Origin of the sequence: Dryocola mayonis, from assembly GCF_051307045.1 — a bacterium.
In the GTDB taxonomy this organism is placed as follows: domain Bacteria; phylum Pseudomonadota; class Gammaproteobacteria; order Enterobacterales; family Enterobacteriaceae; genus Dryocola.
The window spans coordinates 1,642,026-1,658,990 of record NZ_CP150452.1; the positions used below are offsets into that span (position 1 = coordinate 1,642,026).

General features: G+C 61.8%; 15 protein-coding genes and 1 pseudogene. 15 read left to right on the forward strand and 1 reads right to left on the reverse strand.

Annotated elements, in window-relative coordinates:
* The first annotated feature begins 18 nt into the window (after positions 1–18).
* From WLO32_RS07970 to WLO32_RS08040, 15 genes and pseudogenes are all read left to right on the forward strand, one after another.
* Positions 19–267 (forward strand): acyl carrier protein, encoded by a 249-nt coding sequence (locus WLO32_RS07970; RefSeq protein WP_435947856.1) that lies wholly within the window; start codon positions 19–21, stop codon positions 265–267.
* The gene (locus WLO32_RS07975; RefSeq protein WP_435948263.1) at positions 264–842 is read left to right on the forward strand and encodes a hypothetical protein; all 579 of its coding nucleotides are present in this window, start codon (positions 264–266) and stop codon (positions 840–842) included. The genes WLO32_RS07970 and WLO32_RS07975 overlap by 4 nt, the downstream gene beginning before the upstream one ends.
* Entirely contained in the window at positions 835–2,163 is a 1,329-nt protein-coding gene (locus WLO32_RS07980) for an AMP-binding protein (protein ID WP_435947857.1), read from the forward strand. Before WLO32_RS07975 ends, WLO32_RS07980 begins: the two co-directional genes overlap by 8 nt.
* Positions 2,150–2,500, forward strand: coding sequence for an ApeI family dehydratase (locus tag WLO32_RS07985; RefSeq protein WP_435947858.1), 351 nt, complete (start codon positions 2,150–2,152; stop codon positions 2,498–2,500). The genes WLO32_RS07980 and WLO32_RS07985 overlap by 14 nt, the downstream gene beginning before the upstream one ends.
* Positions 2,491–4,215, forward strand: coding sequence for a glycosyltransferase family 2 protein (locus WLO32_RS07990; RefSeq protein ID WP_435947859.1), 1,725 nt, complete (start codon positions 2,491–2,493; stop codon positions 4,213–4,215). Before WLO32_RS07985 ends, WLO32_RS07990 begins: the two co-directional genes overlap by 10 nt.
* A complete protein-coding gene (locus tag WLO32_RS07995) occupies positions 4,209–4,631 on the forward strand; it encodes an acyl-CoA thioesterase (protein WP_435947860.1) in 423 nt (140 codons plus the stop codon). Before WLO32_RS07990 ends, WLO32_RS07995 begins: the two co-directional genes overlap by 7 nt.
* Complete coding sequence (locus tag WLO32_RS08000; protein ID WP_435947861.1) at positions 4,628–5,233, forward strand: outer membrane lipoprotein carrier protein LolA; 606 nt, start codon at positions 4,628–4,630, stop codon at positions 5,231–5,233. The genes WLO32_RS07995 and WLO32_RS08000 overlap by 4 nt, the downstream gene beginning before the upstream one ends.
* Positions 5,205–7,526: an MMPL family transporter gene (locus WLO32_RS08005; protein ID WP_435947862.1), complete on the forward strand. Its 2,322-nt coding sequence runs from the start codon at positions 5,205–5,207 to the stop codon at positions 7,524–7,526. Before WLO32_RS08000 ends, WLO32_RS08005 begins: the two co-directional genes overlap by 29 nt.
* On the forward strand, positions 7,523–8,104 hold the full coding sequence (locus tag WLO32_RS08010; RefSeq protein ID WP_435947863.1) for a DUF3261 domain-containing protein: 582 nt from the start codon (positions 7,523–7,525) through the stop codon (positions 8,102–8,104). The genes WLO32_RS08005 and WLO32_RS08010 overlap by 4 nt, the downstream gene beginning before the upstream one ends.
* Entirely contained in the window at positions 8,101–9,258 is a 1,158-nt protein-coding gene (locus WLO32_RS08015) for a beta-ketoacyl-[acyl-carrier-protein] synthase family protein (RefSeq protein ID WP_435947864.1), read from the forward strand. The genes WLO32_RS08010 and WLO32_RS08015 overlap by 4 nt, the downstream gene beginning before the upstream one ends.
* Complete coding sequence (locus tag WLO32_RS08020) at positions 9,251–9,709, forward strand: ApeP family dehydratase (protein ID WP_435947865.1); 459 nt, start codon at positions 9,251–9,253, stop codon at positions 9,707–9,709. The genes WLO32_RS08015 and WLO32_RS08020 overlap by 8 nt, the downstream gene beginning before the upstream one ends.
* A 13-nt stretch (positions 9,710–9,722) precedes the next feature.
* Positions 9,723–10,455, forward strand: a pseudogene (locus tag WLO32_RS08025) (3-ketoacyl-ACP reductase FabG2).
* Positions 10,452–11,681, forward strand: coding sequence for a beta-ketoacyl-ACP synthase (locus WLO32_RS08030; protein ID WP_435947866.1), 1,230 nt, complete (start codon positions 10,452–10,454; stop codon positions 11,679–11,681). Before WLO32_RS08025 ends, WLO32_RS08030 begins: the two are co-directional and overlap by 4 nt.
* Complete coding sequence (locus tag WLO32_RS08035; protein ID WP_435947867.1) at positions 11,681–12,286, forward strand: 4'-phosphopantetheinyl transferase superfamily protein; 606 nt, start codon at positions 11,681–11,683, stop codon at positions 12,284–12,286. Before WLO32_RS08030 ends, WLO32_RS08035 begins: the two co-directional genes overlap by 1 nt.
* 102 nt (positions 12,287–12,388) lie before the next feature.
* Positions 12,389–14,584: a TonB-dependent receptor gene (locus WLO32_RS08040; RefSeq protein WP_435947868.1), complete on the forward strand. Its 2,196-nt coding sequence runs from the start codon at positions 12,389–12,391 to the stop codon at positions 14,582–14,584.
* Positions 14,585–14,659: 75 nt separating this feature from the next.
* On the opposite strand, the gene WLO32_RS08045 is transcribed toward WLO32_RS08040, so the two are convergent.
* Positions 14,660–16,963: an Orn/Lys/Arg decarboxylase N-terminal domain-containing protein gene (locus WLO32_RS08045; protein WP_435947869.1), complete on the reverse strand. Its 2,304-nt coding sequence runs from the start codon at positions 16,961–16,963 to the stop codon at positions 14,660–14,662.
* Positions 16,964–16,965 lie beyond the last annotated feature (2 nt).

Below are 16,965 nucleotides of genomic sequence, written 5' to 3' on the forward strand. Positions count from 1 at the left end.
TTGAAGAACGAGCAAGTTATGAATAAAGAAGATATTTATCAGGAAGTGACCGGGCTGCTGGTTAAACTGTTCGACCTGGACGCCGCTCTTATCACCCCTGAATCGCGCCTCTACGAAGATTTAGATCTCGACAGCATTGATGCCGTGGACATGGTTGTGCACCTGCAAAAACGTACCGGCAAAAAAATCAAACCGGAAGATTTTAAAACGGTGCGTACCGTACAGGATGTTGTAGAGGCTGTAGAGCGGCTGCAACAGGGTTCCTGATGCGCGTGCGGGCGCAGAGCGTGCTGAGTATCGCAGGAGGGCTGGCCGTTATTGGCTGGCCTTTTGCTGTGTGGCTGGCGCTGAGCTACCCGCGTTTACATATTCTGCTGCCTCTGCTGGCGCTGTGTTTCGTGCTGCGTCTTGCGGCGCTTCGCGGTAAAACCGGGGCCCTGAGCCGTGCGGCGCAAGGCCTGGCCGCAGCGGGCATCGCCCTGACGCTGGCGAGCGTTTTGCTGCGCGAGGCGCAGCTGCTGCTGTGGTATCCGCTGGCGGTCAATATGATGATGCTCGCCCTGTTTGGCGGTTCGTTGCTAAGCCGCATGCCGCTTGTTGAAAGGCTGGCGCGCTGGCGCGAGGGGGAACTTTCTGCCGCGGCGGTACGCTACACGCGCCGCGTGACCCGGCTGTGGTGCGGATTCTTTATCGTTAACGGCGGCGTTTCGCTATGGACCTGCCTGCACGGCAGCCTTCATCTCTGGACGCTGTGGAACGGCATGCTCAGCTATTTGCTGATGGGCGCGCTGTTCGCCGGCGAATGGCTGGTGCGCCAGCGCGTAAAACAACATCATGAATAATTTTCTGCCGCTGGGCGAGTGGGCTGGCGCGGCCCGCCATCCCGATCATATTGTGGCGTTTTCAGCAGACAGGCACTGGACGCAGGCGATGCTTGAGCGCGATGTGCAGCAGCTTTATAGCCGGCTGGGCGTTCTTGCCGGCGAGCGGTGGGCGCTGTGTTTTGACAACAGCTACTGGTTTATCGTCGCGCTTCTCGCCGCTCTGCACGCGGGGAAAACTCCTGTGCTGCCCGGCCACTGCCGGGAAACCCAGCTGCGCGAACAGCAATCCCTGTTTAGCGGAGTGTTGACCGATTTGCCCCTGCAGCTCGACTGCCCGGTGATTAATCCGCAGGATCTGCCGCATGAGGCGCCGCAAACGCTGCCGCCCGTTGCCCGCGACGCGGGAGTGATTCTGTTCACCTCCGGCTCAACCGGCGAGCCGGCGCAAATCTTTAAAAGGGTCGAGGCTCTGGATAAAGAGAGCGCCTGGCTGGCGGCGCTTTGGGGCCGGGATCTACAGAACTGCCGCGTCGCGGCGTCGGTCAGCCATCAGCATATGTATGGCCTGACGTTTCGCATTATGCTGCCCATGACGCTGGGCCTGGCCTGCGACGCGTCAATGATTCATTTCCCCGAGCAGCTGGCGGCGCTTGCTACCCATCCGCTGCTTTTTATCACCAGCCCGGCCTTTCTCAAGCGCCTTGATTTCAACCTGCTGGCGCCGCCGTGCCGTAAAACGGTTTCGGCGGCAGGGCTGCTGGATGACGAAACGGCGCAAAGAGCCGGGCGGTGGCTTGGCGAGGCGGTGTGCGAAATTTACGGCACCACGGAAACGGGCGTGCTCGCCTGGCGTCGGCATCATGACGTCGCGCCGCCCTGGCAGCCTTTTCCCGAGGTGGAATTTATCGCCCGCGAAGAAGGATGGTCCGTACGCTCCCCTTTAATTAACGGCGGCGAGTGCCCGCTCGATGATAATCTGGCCTTCAGTTCGCAAGGGGAGTTCCGGCTTTTAGGCCGCCGTGACCGAATCGTGAAGATGGAAGAAAAACGCGTCTCCCTTAGCGAAATCGAACGTCGCCTGGCGGCGCTGCCGGGCATCAAAGAGGCGGCCGTGGTGCCGATTGTACGCGCAGGGCGCATCACGCCCGGCGCCGTTGTGGTGCTTGATGGCTCCGTGCTGCCTGCCGAATATAAAAAACGGTGGCGAGACACGCTTCGCCAGTGGCTTGAGCCGGTGGCCGTCCCGCGTTACTGGCGTTTCGTTGACAGCATTCCGCTCAACAGCCAGAGCAAGCGGGCCTGGGCGCAACTACAGGAATTATTTGATGAAACCCATTAAAGAGCGCTGCACGCGGCCGGGGGAAAACCAGCTGTGCCTGCGGCTGCGTATTCCGGCTGGTCTGAGCTGGTTTGACGGCCACTTTCCGACGCAGCCGCTGCTTCCCGGCGTGGCGCAGGTGGACTGGGTGATGGCCTATGGCGCAGAGCTTGCGCCCGGTATGCGGTTTTGCGCGATTGACAGCGTGAAGTTCCAGCGCCCGGTACTGCCCGAAAGCCTGCTTGAGCTGAACCTGCGCTGGGATGCCGCCCGCTGCCTGCTGAGCTTTGAGTATCTCCAGCTTAAAGACGAAGCGCGGCAGCCCGTCAGCAGCGGAAAAATTAAGCTATGTCGGTGATGGCAAAGCTGGCCGTGGCCGAGGAGGACTTCCGCCCCTGCGTGGTGATCCCCTGTTACAACCACGGGGCGGCTATGCCCGGCGTGCTCGCGCGTCTGGCCCCGTTTGCGTTGCCTTGCATCATTGTTGACGACGGCAGCGATCGTGCGACGGCGCAGCAGCTGGATCTTCTGGCGGCAAACCACGCCGGCGTGACGCTGGTGCGCCTTGCGGCCAACAGCGGCAAAGGCCAGGCCGTCATTGCCGGCCTGCAGGCGGCCCGGCAGGCGGGTTTCAGCCATGCCGTGCAGCTGGATGCCGACGGACAGCACCGTATCGAAGACATTCCCCGTTTTCTGCAGGAAGCGCGGCGCTACCCGGAAAGCCTGATCTCCGGCCAGCCGGAGTATGACGATTCGGTGCCCAAAGCCCGCCTGTACGGGCGCTACTTGACCCATTTTTGGGTGTGGATTGAAACGCTGTCTTTCTCGCTTAAGGACAGCATGTGCGGGTTCCGCGTCTATCCCGTGGCCTCATCTCTTGCCCTCATCGCGCGACATCCGCCGGGCAAGCGGATGGATTTCGACACCGAAATCATGGTGCGCCTGTACTGGTCCGGCGTGGACAGCCGCTTTCTGCGCACGCGTGTGACCTATCCGCCGGACGGCCTGTCGCATTTTGACGCCCTGCGTGACAATCTGCGCATCTCCTGGATGCACACGCGGCTGTTTTTTGGCATGCTGCCGCGCATTCCTGAGCTTCTTTCACGCCGCCGCAGGCCCGCGCACTGGGCGAAGGTGCCGGAGAGAAAAGGGCTGGCCGGGATGCGCCTGATGCTGGGCATCTATCGAGTTTTGGGCCGCGGAGCCTTCACGCTGCTGCTGTATCCTGTCGCGGCCTGGATGTGGCTGACCGGCGGAGCGCAGCGCCGGGCCTCCAGGCTGTGGCTGGCGCGCGTGCGGCAACAGGCGCGAATTAAACAAATCGCGCTGCCCGCAGGCCTGAACAGCTACCGGCACTTTTTGCGCTTTGGCGACGCGATGCTCAACAAAATCGCCGCCTGGCGAGGGGATATCAAATGGGGGCGCGATATTAATTTCGCTCCCGGCAGCCGCGAAGTTTTGCAACCGCAGGCGGGCTGCGGGAAACTTATCCTCGCCGCGCACCTTGGCGATATCGAAGCCAGCCGGGCGCTGGCGCAGGTGGAGGCGGGGCTGACGATCAATGCCCTGGTGTTTACCGATCACGCCGAGCGGTTCCGCAGGGTTTTAGAGGAAATCGCCCCCCAGGCGGCGGTGAATCTGCTGCCCGTCACGCACATTGGCCCGGAAACCGCCATGCTGCTGCAGGATAAGCTTGATGCGGGCGAATGGGTGGCCATCGTCGGCGACAGAATCGCCGTTAACCCGCAGCGCGGAGGCGATCGGCGCGTATGCTGGAGCCAGTTTATGGGCGCGCCGGCGCCGTTCCCGCAGGGGCCTTTTATTCTCGCCGCCGCGTTGCGCTGTCCGATCGTTTTAATGATGGTGCTGCGCGAGCAGGGCAAACTGCTTATTCACGCCGAGCCTTTTGCCGACCCGCTGATACTGCCGCGGGCGACGCGCCAGCAGGCTTTGCAGCAGGCCGTCGATCGTTATGCCGAACGGCTTGAGGCCTACGCTTTCCGCTCGCCGCTCGACTGGTTTAATTTTTATGATTTCTGGCAGCTGCCGAAAGACCTGGAGTCAGGATGTTAAGCGACCCACGCTTTACCGCGGAAGTAAGTATTAAAGTGCCTTTCCATGACGTCGACGCGATGAACGTGGTCTGGCACGGCAACTACTTTCGCTATTTTGAAGTGGCGCGCGAAGCGCTGCTTGACCAGTTTAACTACGGCTATCGCGCGATGAAAGCGTCTGGCTATGTCTGGCCGGTGGTGGATACGCGGGTGAAATACCGCGACGCGGTGACCTTTGAGCAGCAAATTCTGGTGCGGGCAAGCGTGGTGGAATTCGAAAACCGCTTAAAGATTGGCTATCAAATCACCGATGCCGCCAGCGGGAAACGCACCACCACGGGCTACACCATTCAGGTAGCGGTTGACGCCGCGACGGGAGAGATGTGCTACGTCTCCCCGGCCGTCTTATTCGAACGCATGGGGATTAAGCCATGAAAAAACTTTTACTGGCCGCGGCCCTGCTGGTAAGCGGCGCCGCGAGCGCCATTACGCTCGACGACGTGCAGCACCGTTTTGCCGAACAGCAGGTCGTTCGCGCCTCCTTCCAGCAGGAGCGGCAGATTAGCGGCATGACCCAGCCGCTGCACTCCAGCGGGGAAGTGCTGATCGCCAAAAGCAAGGGCCTGTGGTGGCAGCAGCAGCATCCTTTTCCAATGACCCTCATCCTTGATGACAGCCATATGGTGCAGGTGATGGGCAGCCAGGCGCCGCAGGTGATTACCGCCGACAGCAACCCGCAGATGTTCCAGTTCAACCACCTGTTGCGCGCGCTGTTCCAGGCCGACCGCAAGGTGCTCGACGAGAACTTCACCAGCCGGTTTACCGATCTGGGGAAAGGGCAGTGGCAGTTAGTCTTAACGCCGACCACCACGCCGCTGGACAAGCTGTTTAGCACCATCACCCTGCAGGGCGAGAAGTTCCTCAACCGCATTGAGCTTAACGATACCCAGGGCGATTTCACCGAAATTACCTTCAGCAATCACCGCCCGGAGCCGCGAAAACTGACCCATGAAGAGCAGCAGCGTTTCGTTTTCTAAGTGGCATCGCCGCCTGTGCTGGAGCTGGCTTGCCGCGGTAGCGCTGCTGGCGATTATCCTGTGCGCGCTATTGCCCGGGTCCAGGCTCGACAGCAGCGTGCTGTCGCTTTTGCCGGCCCAGAGCCTGGGAAAGATCCCGCCGGAGATAGAAGCGGGTTTTTTGCAGCGGCTCGACAGGCAAATGCTCTGGCTGGTAAGCCCCGGCGCCTCCGCGGATCGGCGTGTGGCGCAGTGGTGGCAGGAGCAGCTACGGCAGCAGCCTTTTTTAACAAAGGTTGAAGGGCCGATGGACGCCGCCGGCCAGCAGGCGTGGGGAAAGTTTTACTTCGAACACCGCAACGGGCTGGTGGATGAGCAAACCCGCGCCCGCCTGCAAAACGGCGGCGAAGCCCAGGCGCAGTGGGTGATGTCCCAGCTTTACTCGGCGTTTTCCGGCGTCAGCGGCAGGGAGCTGGCCCGGGATCCGCTGATGCTGGTGCGCGGCTCCCAGCTGGCGCTGCAGCAAAGCGCAAGCCGGCTGCGCATGATCGACGGCTGGCTGGTGGCCAAAGACCAGCAGGGGCGCTACTGGTACCTGCTGCACGGCGAACTGAAAGGCTCATCCTTTGACATGCAGCGCGGGCGCGAGTCGGTAAGCCGGCTGCGGGCGCTGGAGCATGAGCTTGAGCAGCGCTTCCCGCAGGCTAAAGTGATGTCGCGCGGCACGCTGTTTTACAGCGATTACGCCAGCCAGCAGGCAAAGCACGACGTGTCCACGCTGGGGCTTGCAACGATCGTGGGCGTGCTGCTGCTGATCCTGCTGGTGTTTCGCTCGCTGCGTCCGCTTATTTTGTGCGTGACCTCCGTCGGCACAGGCGCGCTTGCCGGCACGACCATAACGCTGCTGTGCTTTGGCGAGCTGCACCTGATGACGCTGGTGATGAGCCTGGGCATTGTCGGGGTGTCGGCGGACTACACCCTTTATTACCTCACCGAACGCATGGTTCACGGCGCGCAAAGCTCGGCTCAGGACAGCCTGCGCAAGGTTCTGCCCGCGCTGCTGCTGGCGCTGGGCACCACGGTGCTGGCCTATTTAATCATGCTTCTGGCGCCGTTCCCCGGCATTCGCCAGCTTGCGGTCTTCGCCGCCAGCGGCCTGACGGCCTCCTGCCTGACGGTGATCTGCTGCTATCCCTACGCGGTGCGCGGCCTGCCCGTGCGTCCCGCGCCGGGAAAGAGGCTCCTTTCCGCCTGGCTTGCGGCCTGGCAGACCGCTAAGTTCGTGCGCCTGGGTATTCCGCTGGCGCTGCTGGCTGTCAGCGTCGCGGGCCTGGCGATGCTGCGGGTGAATGACGATATCTCCACCCTGCAGGCCCTGCCGCAGGATTTGCTGCGCGAAGAGCAGGGCATTACCGCGCTGACCGGGCAGGGGATGGATCAGAAATGGTTCGTGGTGTACGGCAGCAGCGCGGAACAGACGCTCACGCGCCTTGAAAAGCTGGCGCCGGAGCTTGCGGCCTTGCGCAAACGTAAGGTTATCGACGGCTATCGTCTGCTGCCCCTTGCCTCTCTTGAGCGCCAGCAGGCGGATTTACGCCTGCTGCGTGAGGCGGCGCCGGCACTGCAAAAGCGCCTGGCGGAAACCGGCCTTACTCTGGGCGCGCCGGATTTAGGGCAGATGCCGGTCACGCCGGACGTCTGGCAGCAAAGCGTTATCAGCAGCGGCTGGCGTTTGCTGTGGCTGTCGCTTGCCGGTGGGCAAAGCGGCGCGCTGGTGCCGGTCAGCGGCGCGCATGACGGCGCGGCGCTAAGCGCCCTTGCGGCGAAAATGCCCGGCGTCAGCTGGGTGGATCGCAAAAGCGCTTTCAACGAGCTCTTCGGCTTCTACCGCGTGTTGCTGGCGGGCCTGCTGGCCGCGGCCGTCGTTGCGATCGCCATAACCTACATGCTGCGTCTGGGCGTCCGGCGGGGGCTTATCAACGTCGTGCCTTCGGTTTTATCGCTTGGCGGCGGGCTTGCCGCCTTAGCCTTCAGCGGACACGAGCTGAACCTGTTCTCGCTGCTGGCGCTGGTGCTGGTGCTGGGCATCGGTATTAACTACACGATATTTTTCAGCAATCCGCGCGGCACGCCGCTGACGTCGATGCTGGCGGTGAGCGTCGCCTTGCTGACCACTTTATTTACGCTGGGGATGCTGGTGCTGAGCGCAACCCCGGCTATTTCAGGCTTTGGGATTGTGCTGAGCTGCGGGATCTTCTGCGCGTTTTTGACCGCGCCCCTGGCTTTGCCGGTCCGGGAAAAGGAAAATTCATGACCAGATTACGCGCCGCGACGCTGCTGTTAAGCGCCCTGTTGCTGAGCGCCTGCGGCACGCCGAAGCAGGATCCCACCCGTCCGCAGGCCTGGCTTAAACCGGGCACGCTGATAACGCTTCCCGCGCCCGGCATAACGCCCGCTATCAGCCAGCAGCAGCTGCTGACCGCGCGGGTGAAAGGCAAAACGCAGTCGCTGATGGTGTTGCTCAACGCCGACAGTCGGAAAATCATGCTCGCCGGGCTGTCGCCGCTGGGGATCCGCTTATTCCGTCTTACCTATGACGGCAGCGGTGTGAAAACCGAGCAGTCCATCACCCTGCCGGAGATGCCGCCGGCAGGCCAGGTGCTTGCGGATATTATGCTCAGCTACTGGCCGCTGTCCGCCTGGCGGCCGCAGCTGCCAAAAGGCTGGACGCTGCAGGATATCGACTCGCGTCGTGAGCTGCGCGATGAGAACAACGAGCTTATCGAGACGATTCAGTATCTGACCCGTGACGACGGCCGCCAGCCGGTCAGCATTCAGCATCACCGCTTTGGCTACCTGATAGCGATTCAACATCTGGATAACGCATCATGATTTCACTAACCGCCGTCGGCATGCTCAACGCGATGGGAAATACGCCTGATGAAATTGCCGGCAACCTCGTGGCCGGGCTTGCGCCGGGCATGGCGCCGGATAAAGATAGCTGGCTGCAGCAGGGCGAGTGCTGGGTCGGGCGCGTGACGGGGGATTTACCCGCTATCCCGCCGGCGCTTGCGCAGCATAACAGCCGCAACAACCGGCTGCTGCTGGCGGCGCTTGCGCAAATTCAGCCGCAGGTGGATGAGGCTATCGCCCGGTACGGAGCAGATCGCGTAGCCGTGGTGATGGGGACCAGCACCTCGGGGCTGGACGAAGCCGACCGCCGGGTGAGCGGGAGCCACGAAACTTATCACTACGGCCAGCAGGAGCTTGGCGATCCTTCGCGTTTTGTCAGCGAGTACCTGCGGCTTTTCGGCCCGGCGCTTACGATCTCCACCGCCTGCTCATCCAGCGCGCGGGCGATAATCACCGGCCGTCGGCTGATTGAGGCCGGCATGGTGGATGCGGCGATCGTCGGCGGCGCGGACACGTTAAGCCGCATGCCGATCAACGGTTTTAACAGCCTTGAGTCCCTGAGCGAACGCCGCTGCCAGCCTTTCAGCGCCGGGCGTGACGGCATCACCATCGGCGAAGCGGCAGCGCTGATACTGCTTAGCCGCGACAAAGGGCCGGTACGGCTGCTTGGGGTGGGGGAATCGTCCGACGCCTGGCATATGTCGGCTCCGCATCCTGAAGGCGCGGGCGCCATTCGCGCCATTGAAATGGCTATGCATGAGGCGGGTTTAACCGCGGCGGATATCGGTTATATCAATATGCATGGCACCGCTACGCGCTTAAATGATGAGATTGAGGCTAAAGTCATCCGCCAGCTGTTTGGCGAAAGCGTGCCCTGCAGCTCCACTAAGCATCTCACCGGCCACACGCTTGGGGCGGCGGGCGCCTGTGAAGCGGCGCTTTGCTATTTAATGCTGACGCGCGGCCTGCCGCTGCCCGCGCAGAATTTTACCGAATCAGCGCAGGATCCGGACCTTGCGCCCTGCGGTCTGTTAACCGCGCCGCGCGCTGATTACCAGCCGGTCATGCTGTCTAATTCTTTTGCTTTTGGCGGCAACAACGCCGCCCTGATTTTTGGAGCCGCCCGTGACTGACTATCTTGCCCCGCAGTGCTATTTGCCCCATCAGGCGCCGATGTGCCTGCTGGAGAAGGTTATTGCTGTCACCCGGGAAACGGCCCGCTGCCGGGTTAAGGTAAGCGCAGACGGCGTGCTGGCTCCTTTTCTGGCTGAGGACGGCACGCTGCCCGGCTGGTTCGCCATTGAAATTATCGCGCAGACGGTAGGCGTATGGTCAGGCTGGCATACGATGAACGCGGGCGGGGAGTCGGTCGGGGTTGGCATGCTGCTGGGCGGACGCGGGCTGCGCTGCCCGGAAGGCAAATTCCCGGCCAATACGCTGCTGGATTGTCAGGTTACGCTGTTAATGCGTGACGAGAAAATAGGCAGTTTCGAAGGCGAGATCCTCGCGGACAACCGGGTGCTGGCCAGCGGGCGGGTGAACACCTATCAACCAGATAAAAACGAACTAGAACAACTATTTTAATGGGATAGCAGCTATGACACGAACGGTACTGGTGACCGGTGCCAGCAAAGGCATCGGACGAGCGATTGCCTGCGGGCTGGCGGCTGACGGCTTTAGCGTGGTGGTGCATTATCACCGTGACGCAGAAGGCGCACGGCAAACGCTTACTCGCATTGAAGAGCAGGGCGGCGCGGGCCGGCTGATGCAGTTTGACAGCGGCGATCGCGCGCGGTGCCGCACGGCGCTTGAGGCGGATATAGAGGCCCACGGCGCGTACTGGGGAGTGGTTAATAACGCGGGCGTGGCGCGCGACGGCGCCTTTCCGGCGCTCAGCGAAGACGACTGGGACGGCGTTATCCACACCAATCTCGACAGCTTCTATAACGTTATCCAGCCCTGCGTAATGCCGATGATCGGCCTGCGCGACGGCGGGCGCATTATTACGCTGTCGTCGGTTTCCGGGCTGCTGGGCAACCGCGGCCAGGTCAACTACAGCGCGGCGAAAGCGGGCATTATTGGGGCGACTAAAGCGCTTGCCGTCGAGCTGGCAAAACGCCGGATAACCGTCAACTGCATTGCGCCGGGGCTTATCGATACCGGCATGATTGAGATGGAAGAGGCCCGCGCTGAAAGAAGCGATGCGTATCATACCCCTGCAGCGCATGGGGCAGCCGGAAGAGGTCGCCGGCCTTGCGCGTTATCTGATGTCTCCTGCCGCCGGTTACGTAACCCGCCAGGTTATCTCTATCAACGGAGGTATGCTGTGATTCACCGCGTGGTCGTGACGGGTATGGGCGGCGTTACCGCCTTCGGCGAAAGCTGGCAGGAGGTTGCCACCGGCTTAAGGTCGGGCAAAAACGCCGTGCGCGCCATGCCGGAATGGCAGGTTTACGACGGGCTCAATACGCTGCTCGGCGCGCCGGCCGATAATTTTACGCTGCCGGATAACTATACCCGTAAACGCATTCGCGCCATGGGGCGCGTCTCCCTGCTGGCGACGCGGGCGACCGAGCTGGCGCTTGCCCAAGCCGGTTTGCTGGACGATGCGGTTTTAACCAGCGGCGATACGGGCATCGCCTACGGGTCTTCAACGGGCAGCACCGGGCCGGTTAGCGAATTCGCCACCATGCTCACCGAAAAGCACACCCGTAATATCACCGGCACGACCTACGTGCAGATGATGCCGCACACCACCGCCGTTAACGCCGGGCTGTTTTTCGGCCTGCGCGGACGGGTGATCCCGACCTCCAGCGCCTGTACTTCCGGCAGCCAGGCGATAGGCTACGCCTGGGAAGCCATCCGCCACGGCTACCAGACCGTGATGGTCGCCGGGGGAGCCGAAGAGCTTTGCCCGTCGGAAGCGGCGGTGTTCGACACGCTGTTTGCCACCAGCCAGCGCAACGATCGTCCCCATACCACGCCGTCGCCGTTCGACAGGCAGCGCGACGGGCTGGTGATCGGCGAAGGCGCCGGGACGCTGATTCTGGAAGATCTCGAACACGCTAAGGCGCGCGGGGCGAAGATCTATGCGGAGATCGTCGGTTTTCACACCAACTGCGACGCTGCGCACATCACGCAGCCGCAGAAGGAGACGATGCAGATTTGCATCGAACGCGGCCTGCGTTCCGCCGGGCTTGCGGCAGGCGATATTGGCTACCTCTGCGCGCACGGTACGGCGACGGATCGCGGCGATATCGCGGAAACCCAGGCCACCGCCGCCGTGTTCGGCGCGGGCACGCCCATCTCTTCGCTGAAAAGCTATCTGGGCCATACGCTGGGAGCCTGCGGCGCGCTGGAGGCCTGGATGAGCATCGAAATGATGCGCGAAGGCTGGTTTGCCGAAACGCTGAACCTGCATCATCCCGACGAGGCCTGCGGCGAGCTCGATTACATTATGGGCAGCGCGCGTCGCCTGGAGACCGAGTTTGTGCAGAGCAATAATTTTGCTTTCGGCGGCATCAATACCTCGCTCGTTCTGCGTCGCTGGCCGTGATGGCATACCGGCTGGCGTACGGTGACGTCGCGCGTCTGAGCGAAGAGACGCAGATCGCACGCTGGCTGTCGCCGGAATTAGCGGCGGCGGCGCCGGTCGGCAAACGTCGCCCCGTCTGGCTTGCGGGAAGGATCCTGCTGGCGATGCTTTTAGAGCGCGAGGCGCTGCCGAAGCTTGAAACGGGCCCGAACGGCAAGCCCTGGCATCCGCAGCTGCCCCCTTTTAATATCAGCAATAGCGCAGGCGCGGTGGCGGTGCTGACGGGGGAAGACGCGGTGGGCTGCGATATCGAATGGCTGCGCCCGAGAGCCAAAATTCTGGCGGTGGCGCAGCACAGCTTTGCCCCGGCGCTCTGTGAATGGCTTACCGCCCTGCCGCCTGACGAGCAGCTTCCCGCATTCTGGAAACTCTGGACCGCCCACGAAGCCGTGCTGAAACAGCAGGGCGGAACGGTCTGGCAAATCGCCTCCCTTGACCTTCCGCTGGCAACGCTTTGCCCGCCGGGCCGCTACCTGACTCATCTCACCTTGGATAACACGCTTATCGCCTGCTGCGGGACTAAGCCCTTTCCCGCGCAGTTTTCCCCCGCGCTCAGCCTGCGCTGAGAAATGCCGTTTCAATTCTCCTTGCAAATCTTAGCTGGCAAACGATAATCATGCGCAAAATAAGAAGCGTTCTCATTATTATCTTTTGTCAGGGAATTACTCATGCCATCAACAGCTCCTTCCCGGCCGGGCCTGCGCCCGCGTCTGCTTGCGGTATTGCTTAGCGCGGCCGCGTTTCCCACGTTCGCCGCCAGCGGCGATGCCGCCGGGTCCGCCAAAGAAGAGACCATTACGGTTACCGCTACGCCGGAAGAGACTTTCCGCGCAGGCGGAGACGAACCTGTTCCGGCCTGGCTTGACGGACCGGTCGCCAACGGCGCGCGGCTGGGGCTGCTTGGCGAGCAGGAAGCGGGCAAGGTGCCGTTTAATATCATCGGCTATACCGCGAAGATGATTGAAGACCAGCAGGCGACAACCCTGAGCGACGTTATCCGCAACGACGCCACCGTGCAGGCGGTGCGCGGCTACGGCAACTTCGCCGAATCTTATCGTATTCGCGGCTTCCAGCTTGACGGCGACGACGTGTCCTGGGGCGGGCTGTACGGCGTTTTACCCCGGCAGATCGTAGCGACGAACGTTGCGGAGCGCGTTGAAATCATCAAGGGATCGAATGCCTTCCTGAACGGCGTGCCGCCGGGCGGTACGGGCGTGGGCGGGTCCGTTAACGTTGAGCCGAAGCGCGCGGATAGCGAGCCGTTAACTCGCGTCAGCGTGGATTACGGCTCGGATTCGCAAACCGGCACTTCCCTTGATGCGGGCCGCCGCTTCGGCGATAGCGAGCAGTTTGGCGCACGCGTAAACGTACTGCACCGCGAAGGCGAAACCGCCATCGATAAAGAAAAAGCCCGCACCACCCTCGCCACGCTGGGCCTGGATTATAAAGGCGAGCGGCTGCATGGCTCGCTGGACGCCGGCTGGCAGAAATCGACCGTGCATAACGGGCGCATTGGTTTAGGGGTCGGCGCCATTACCGAAATGCCGGAGGTCCCGGATAACACGGATAACTACAGCCAGAAATGGGTCTATTCGGATATGTCCACGCGTTTCGCCGCGCTGCGCGGTGAATACGACCTGTGGGATAACTGGACCTTCTACGGCGGCCTCGGCGGCAATAACACCGACGAGCGGGGCGAATACAGCCTGCCGAAGCTGCTTGATGACGAGGGCAACGCCAGCATTACGCGGCTCGGCACCCGCTACGTTGCCGACAGCTTCTCTGGCATGACCGGCATCCGCGGCAAATTCGACACGGGCGCGATCGGCCACAGCGTTAACCTCGGCTATTCAGGCGTATACCGAAAAACCCGTGCGGCCTACACCATGTCCGGCTCAACCAACGTCATCAATATCTACGATCCTGCCCCGGTTGATTATCCGGCAACGCTCTATCGCGGCGGGAATATGGACGATCCGCACGATCGCAGCCGCACGCGCACCTCCGGCGTTTCCGTCTCCGATACGCTTTCCGCGCTGGATGAACGCGTGCTGCTGACCCTTGGCGCCCGCCGCCAGGACGTGACGGTGCGTAACTATGATTACCAGGGCCTGGAGACTCCCGAAACGCGGTTTGACGCCTTCAAGATCACGCCGGTTTACGGCCTGGTGGTAAAGCCCTGGCAGTATATTTCCTTCTACGCCAACCATATTGAAGCCCTGCAGCCGGGGCCTACGGCCAGCAGCAAAGCGAATAACGCCGGGCAGGTGGTCGGCATTGTGCAGTCCAGACAGAACGAAGTCGGTATGAAAATGGACTTCGGCCGCGTGGGCGGCACGCTTGCGCTGTTTGAAATCAAAAAGCCTGTCGGCATGGTTGACGACAGCAACGTTTACGGCCTGTACGGCGAACAGCGTAATCGCGGCATGGAGCTGAACGTATTCGGCGAGCCCGTCTACGGCGTGCGTCTGCTGGGCAGCGCGCTGTGGATGAACCCTGAACTGAGTAAAACCGCGGGCGGAGCTAACGATGGCCACGACGCCGTCGGCGTGCCGTGCTATGCCGTGACGATGGGCGGCGAGTGGGATCTGCCTTGGGTACAAAACCTCACCGCCAGCGGAACCGTCACCCGCACCGGCTCTCAGTACGCTAACGCGACGAATACCATAAAGCTCGATGGCTGGACCCGCCTTGACCTCGGCGTGCGTTACAGCGCTAAGGTGAACGAACAGACGCTGACCTGGCGCGCCAACGTAGAAAACGTTACCAACGAGAAATACTGGGCGTCGGTGGACGACAGCGGCACCTACATTACGCAGGGCGATCCGCGTACGCTTAAGCTGTCTGTATCGGTAGATTTCTGATTTATTTTTGTTGCCGGCAAGGCAGGGCGGGTGGCTGCGCGCCACCCGCTTTTTATCTCCCGTTGAAACCCTGCGCTACTCCTTCAGCGCCCAGATGTGATAAACCCCGTCTATCAGCTCGGCGCCCTCCAGCTCTTTCTCAAAGCCTGGGAATTTCTCGCCCCATTCCGCAATGCTGCGGATGTATTTCAGCCAGGGCTCTTCGGCAGCGCCGAAGCTCTCGCCGGGCATCACTATCGGAATGCCCGGCGGATAAGGGATAACCCCGACGGCGGATACGCGGTGGGCAAGCTGGTCTATCGGCAAGTGGTCCGCAATGCCGGCCATATGCTGCTGGAAGGCGATGCGCGGGCGTTTGAACGGCACCGGAATATTGCCGAAGGCGGCGGCCTGCAGCTTGTCCATCTGGCTGGTCTTCATGTAGTTGAACATCTCGTCGCAGAGGTCTTTAAGCCCCATGCCCGAATAGCGCGCGGCGTCCGCGCTGATTAAGTCCGGCAGGCAGCGCTTGAGCAGCGTGTTGTTGTCGTAGTCGGATTTAAACTCCAGCAGGACGTTAATCAGCGTGCCCCATTTCCCTTTTGTCACGCCGATGGAGAACAGGCACAGCACCATAAAGTCGGTGGTGCGGGACGGCACTATGCCGCGTTCGCCCAGGTAGGCGGTAACCATCGCCGCCGGAATGCCGCTTTCAAGCAGGTTGCCGTCGTCGCCCATGCCCGGCGCCAGAATGCCGGCCTTAATCGGATCCAGCAGGCACCAGTCATCCTCAAGCTGTTCGAAGCCGTGCCAGGCGTCGCCGGGCTTCAGCGTCCAGCATGTCGGGTCGGTGGTGAGCTGCTCGCGGGAGGCTTTGGCAAAGGGAACCTCGTTGCCTTCGCTGTCCGTGACGGTCGGCGCGTTCCACGGCGAGAAGAACCATTCCCCTTGTTTGGCGAACGCCGCGTGAACTTTCGCCAGCGCCAGGCGGAAGTCCACCGCCTCGTTGATCACCTCCTGGGTGAGCGCTTCGCCCTGGCCGCCGTCCATCATCGCCGCGCCTATTTCATTGGCGGCGATAATCGCATACAGCGGGGAGGTCGTGGCCTGCAGCATATACGACTCGTTAAAACGCGAGTGCTCCACCGGCTTTTTCCCGTTGCGGATATGAATGTATGAAGCCTGGGAAAGCGAGGCGAGAAGCTTGTGCGTGGAATGCGTGGCAAAAACCGTCGGGCCGCCGCTGTCAAAATCCTTCGGGTCGCCGCGCATGGCGAAGCGGCCTTTGTACATCGGATTGAAACGTGCATAGGCATACCAGGCCTCGTCGAAATGAATCTGATCGACGCTGAGCGCCAGCAGATCCTGCGCGGCCTCCGCGTGATAGCACATGCCGTCGTAGGTGCAGTTGGTAATCACCGCATAAACGGGTTTATCGCTGACCACCTCGTGTTTTAACGGGTTAGCCGCTATCGCCTGGCGGATGCTTTCCGGCGCGAACTGCCGCCTGGGGATCGGCCCGATAATGCCGAAACGGTTGCGGGTGGGGATGAAATAGACCGGCAGGGCGCCGGTCATCACCAGCCCTTGCTCGATGGATTTGTGGCAGTTGCGGTCGCACAGCGCCACTTCCAGCTCCCCCACCACGGCCTGCATCACCGCCCTGTTGGAGCCCGACGTGCCGTTGAGCACCGAATAGCTGCGGTGCGAGCCAAACACCTCGGCGGCGTAGATTTCCGAGGCTTTGATCGGCCCGCTGTGATCGAGCAGCGAGCCCATCGCCGCGCGCTCTATGCCCGTATCGGTGCGGAACAGGTTTTCGCCGAAGAAATCGAGAAATTCGCGCCCCACCGCGGATTTGGTGAACGCCACGCCGCCCTGGTGTCCCGGCGCCGCCCAGGAGTACTCGGGGTTTTCCATGGTGTAGTTGAACAGCGCGCGGGTAAACGGCGGCAGCAGTTGTTCGTAGTAGCGCTGGATCAGCGAGCGGGCGCGGGCGGCGATAAATTCGGCGGTATCTTCGTGCATCCAGACGAATTCATTTACCAGCCGCATGGAGTCCAGCGTCAGGGTGTCGATGCAGGAGTGTTCCGCCATCAGCAGCACCGGCACGTTTTTATTGCGCCGGCGAATGGTTTGCAGCAGGGCGAAGGCCTGGCTGTGGGAGGCGTCGTCGTTGCCGCCGGAGGTCCAGTCGACGAAGATGCAGCACAGCGAGGCGTCCGAGGTGACGGTGGCGATGCCGTCTTCAAAGGTGACGGCGGAGATCACCGCGAAGTTGTTCTCCTCAAGCGCCTCAATCAGCTCGGCGATGGCCCGCCCGTTCGCGGTATTCACGTCCTGAACGCTGCTGTCGACCACCAGTATTTTACGTTTTTGGTGCGTGCCTAAATCTAGCATGT

What these genes read in the sequence shown, in the direction of transcription:
- WLO32_RS08040 (WP_435947868.1), top strand. Translation starts at nt 12,389, where the DNA reads ATGCCATCAACAGCTCCTTCCCGGCCGGGCCTGCGCCCGCGTCTGCTT.
- WLO32_RS07995 (WP_435947860.1), top strand. Translation starts at nt 4,209, where the DNA reads ATGTTAAGCGACCCACGCTTTACCGCGGAAGTAAGTATTAAAGTGCCT.
- WLO32_RS07990 (WP_435947859.1), top strand. Translation starts at nt 2,491, where the DNA reads ATGTCGGTGATGGCAAAGCTGGCCGTGGCCGAGGAGGACTTCCGCCCC.
- WLO32_RS08035 (WP_435947867.1), top strand. Translation starts at nt 11,681, where the DNA reads ATGGCATACCGGCTGGCGTACGGTGACGTCGCGCGTCTGAGCGAAGAG.
- WLO32_RS07985 (WP_435947858.1), top strand. Translation starts at nt 2,150, where the DNA reads ATGAAACCCATTAAAGAGCGCTGCACGCGGCCGGGGGAAAACCAGCTG.
- WLO32_RS08010 (WP_435947863.1), top strand. Translation starts at nt 7,523, where the DNA reads ATGACCAGATTACGCGCCGCGACGCTGCTGTTAAGCGCCCTGTTGCTG.
- WLO32_RS08005 (WP_435947862.1), top strand. Translation starts at nt 5,205, where the DNA reads ATGAAGAGCAGCAGCGTTTCGTTTTCTAAGTGGCATCGCCGCCTGTGC.
- WLO32_RS08015 (WP_435947864.1), top strand. Translation starts at nt 8,101, where the DNA reads ATGATTTCACTAACCGCCGTCGGCATGCTCAACGCGATGGGAAATACG.
- WLO32_RS07970 (WP_435947856.1), top strand. Translation starts at nt 19, where the DNA reads ATGAATAAAGAAGATATTTATCAGGAAGTGACCGGGCTGCTGGTTAAA.
- WLO32_RS08000 (WP_435947861.1), top strand. Translation starts at nt 4,628, where the DNA reads ATGAAAAAACTTTTACTGGCCGCGGCCCTGCTGGTAAGCGGCGCCGCG.
- WLO32_RS07980 (WP_435947857.1), top strand. Translation starts at nt 835, where the DNA reads ATGAATAATTTTCTGCCGCTGGGCGAGTGGGCTGGCGCGGCCCGCCAT.
- WLO32_RS08045 (WP_435947869.1), bottom strand. Translation starts at nt 16,963, where the DNA reads ATGCTAGATTTAGGCACGCACCAAAAACGTAAAATACTGGTGGTCGAC.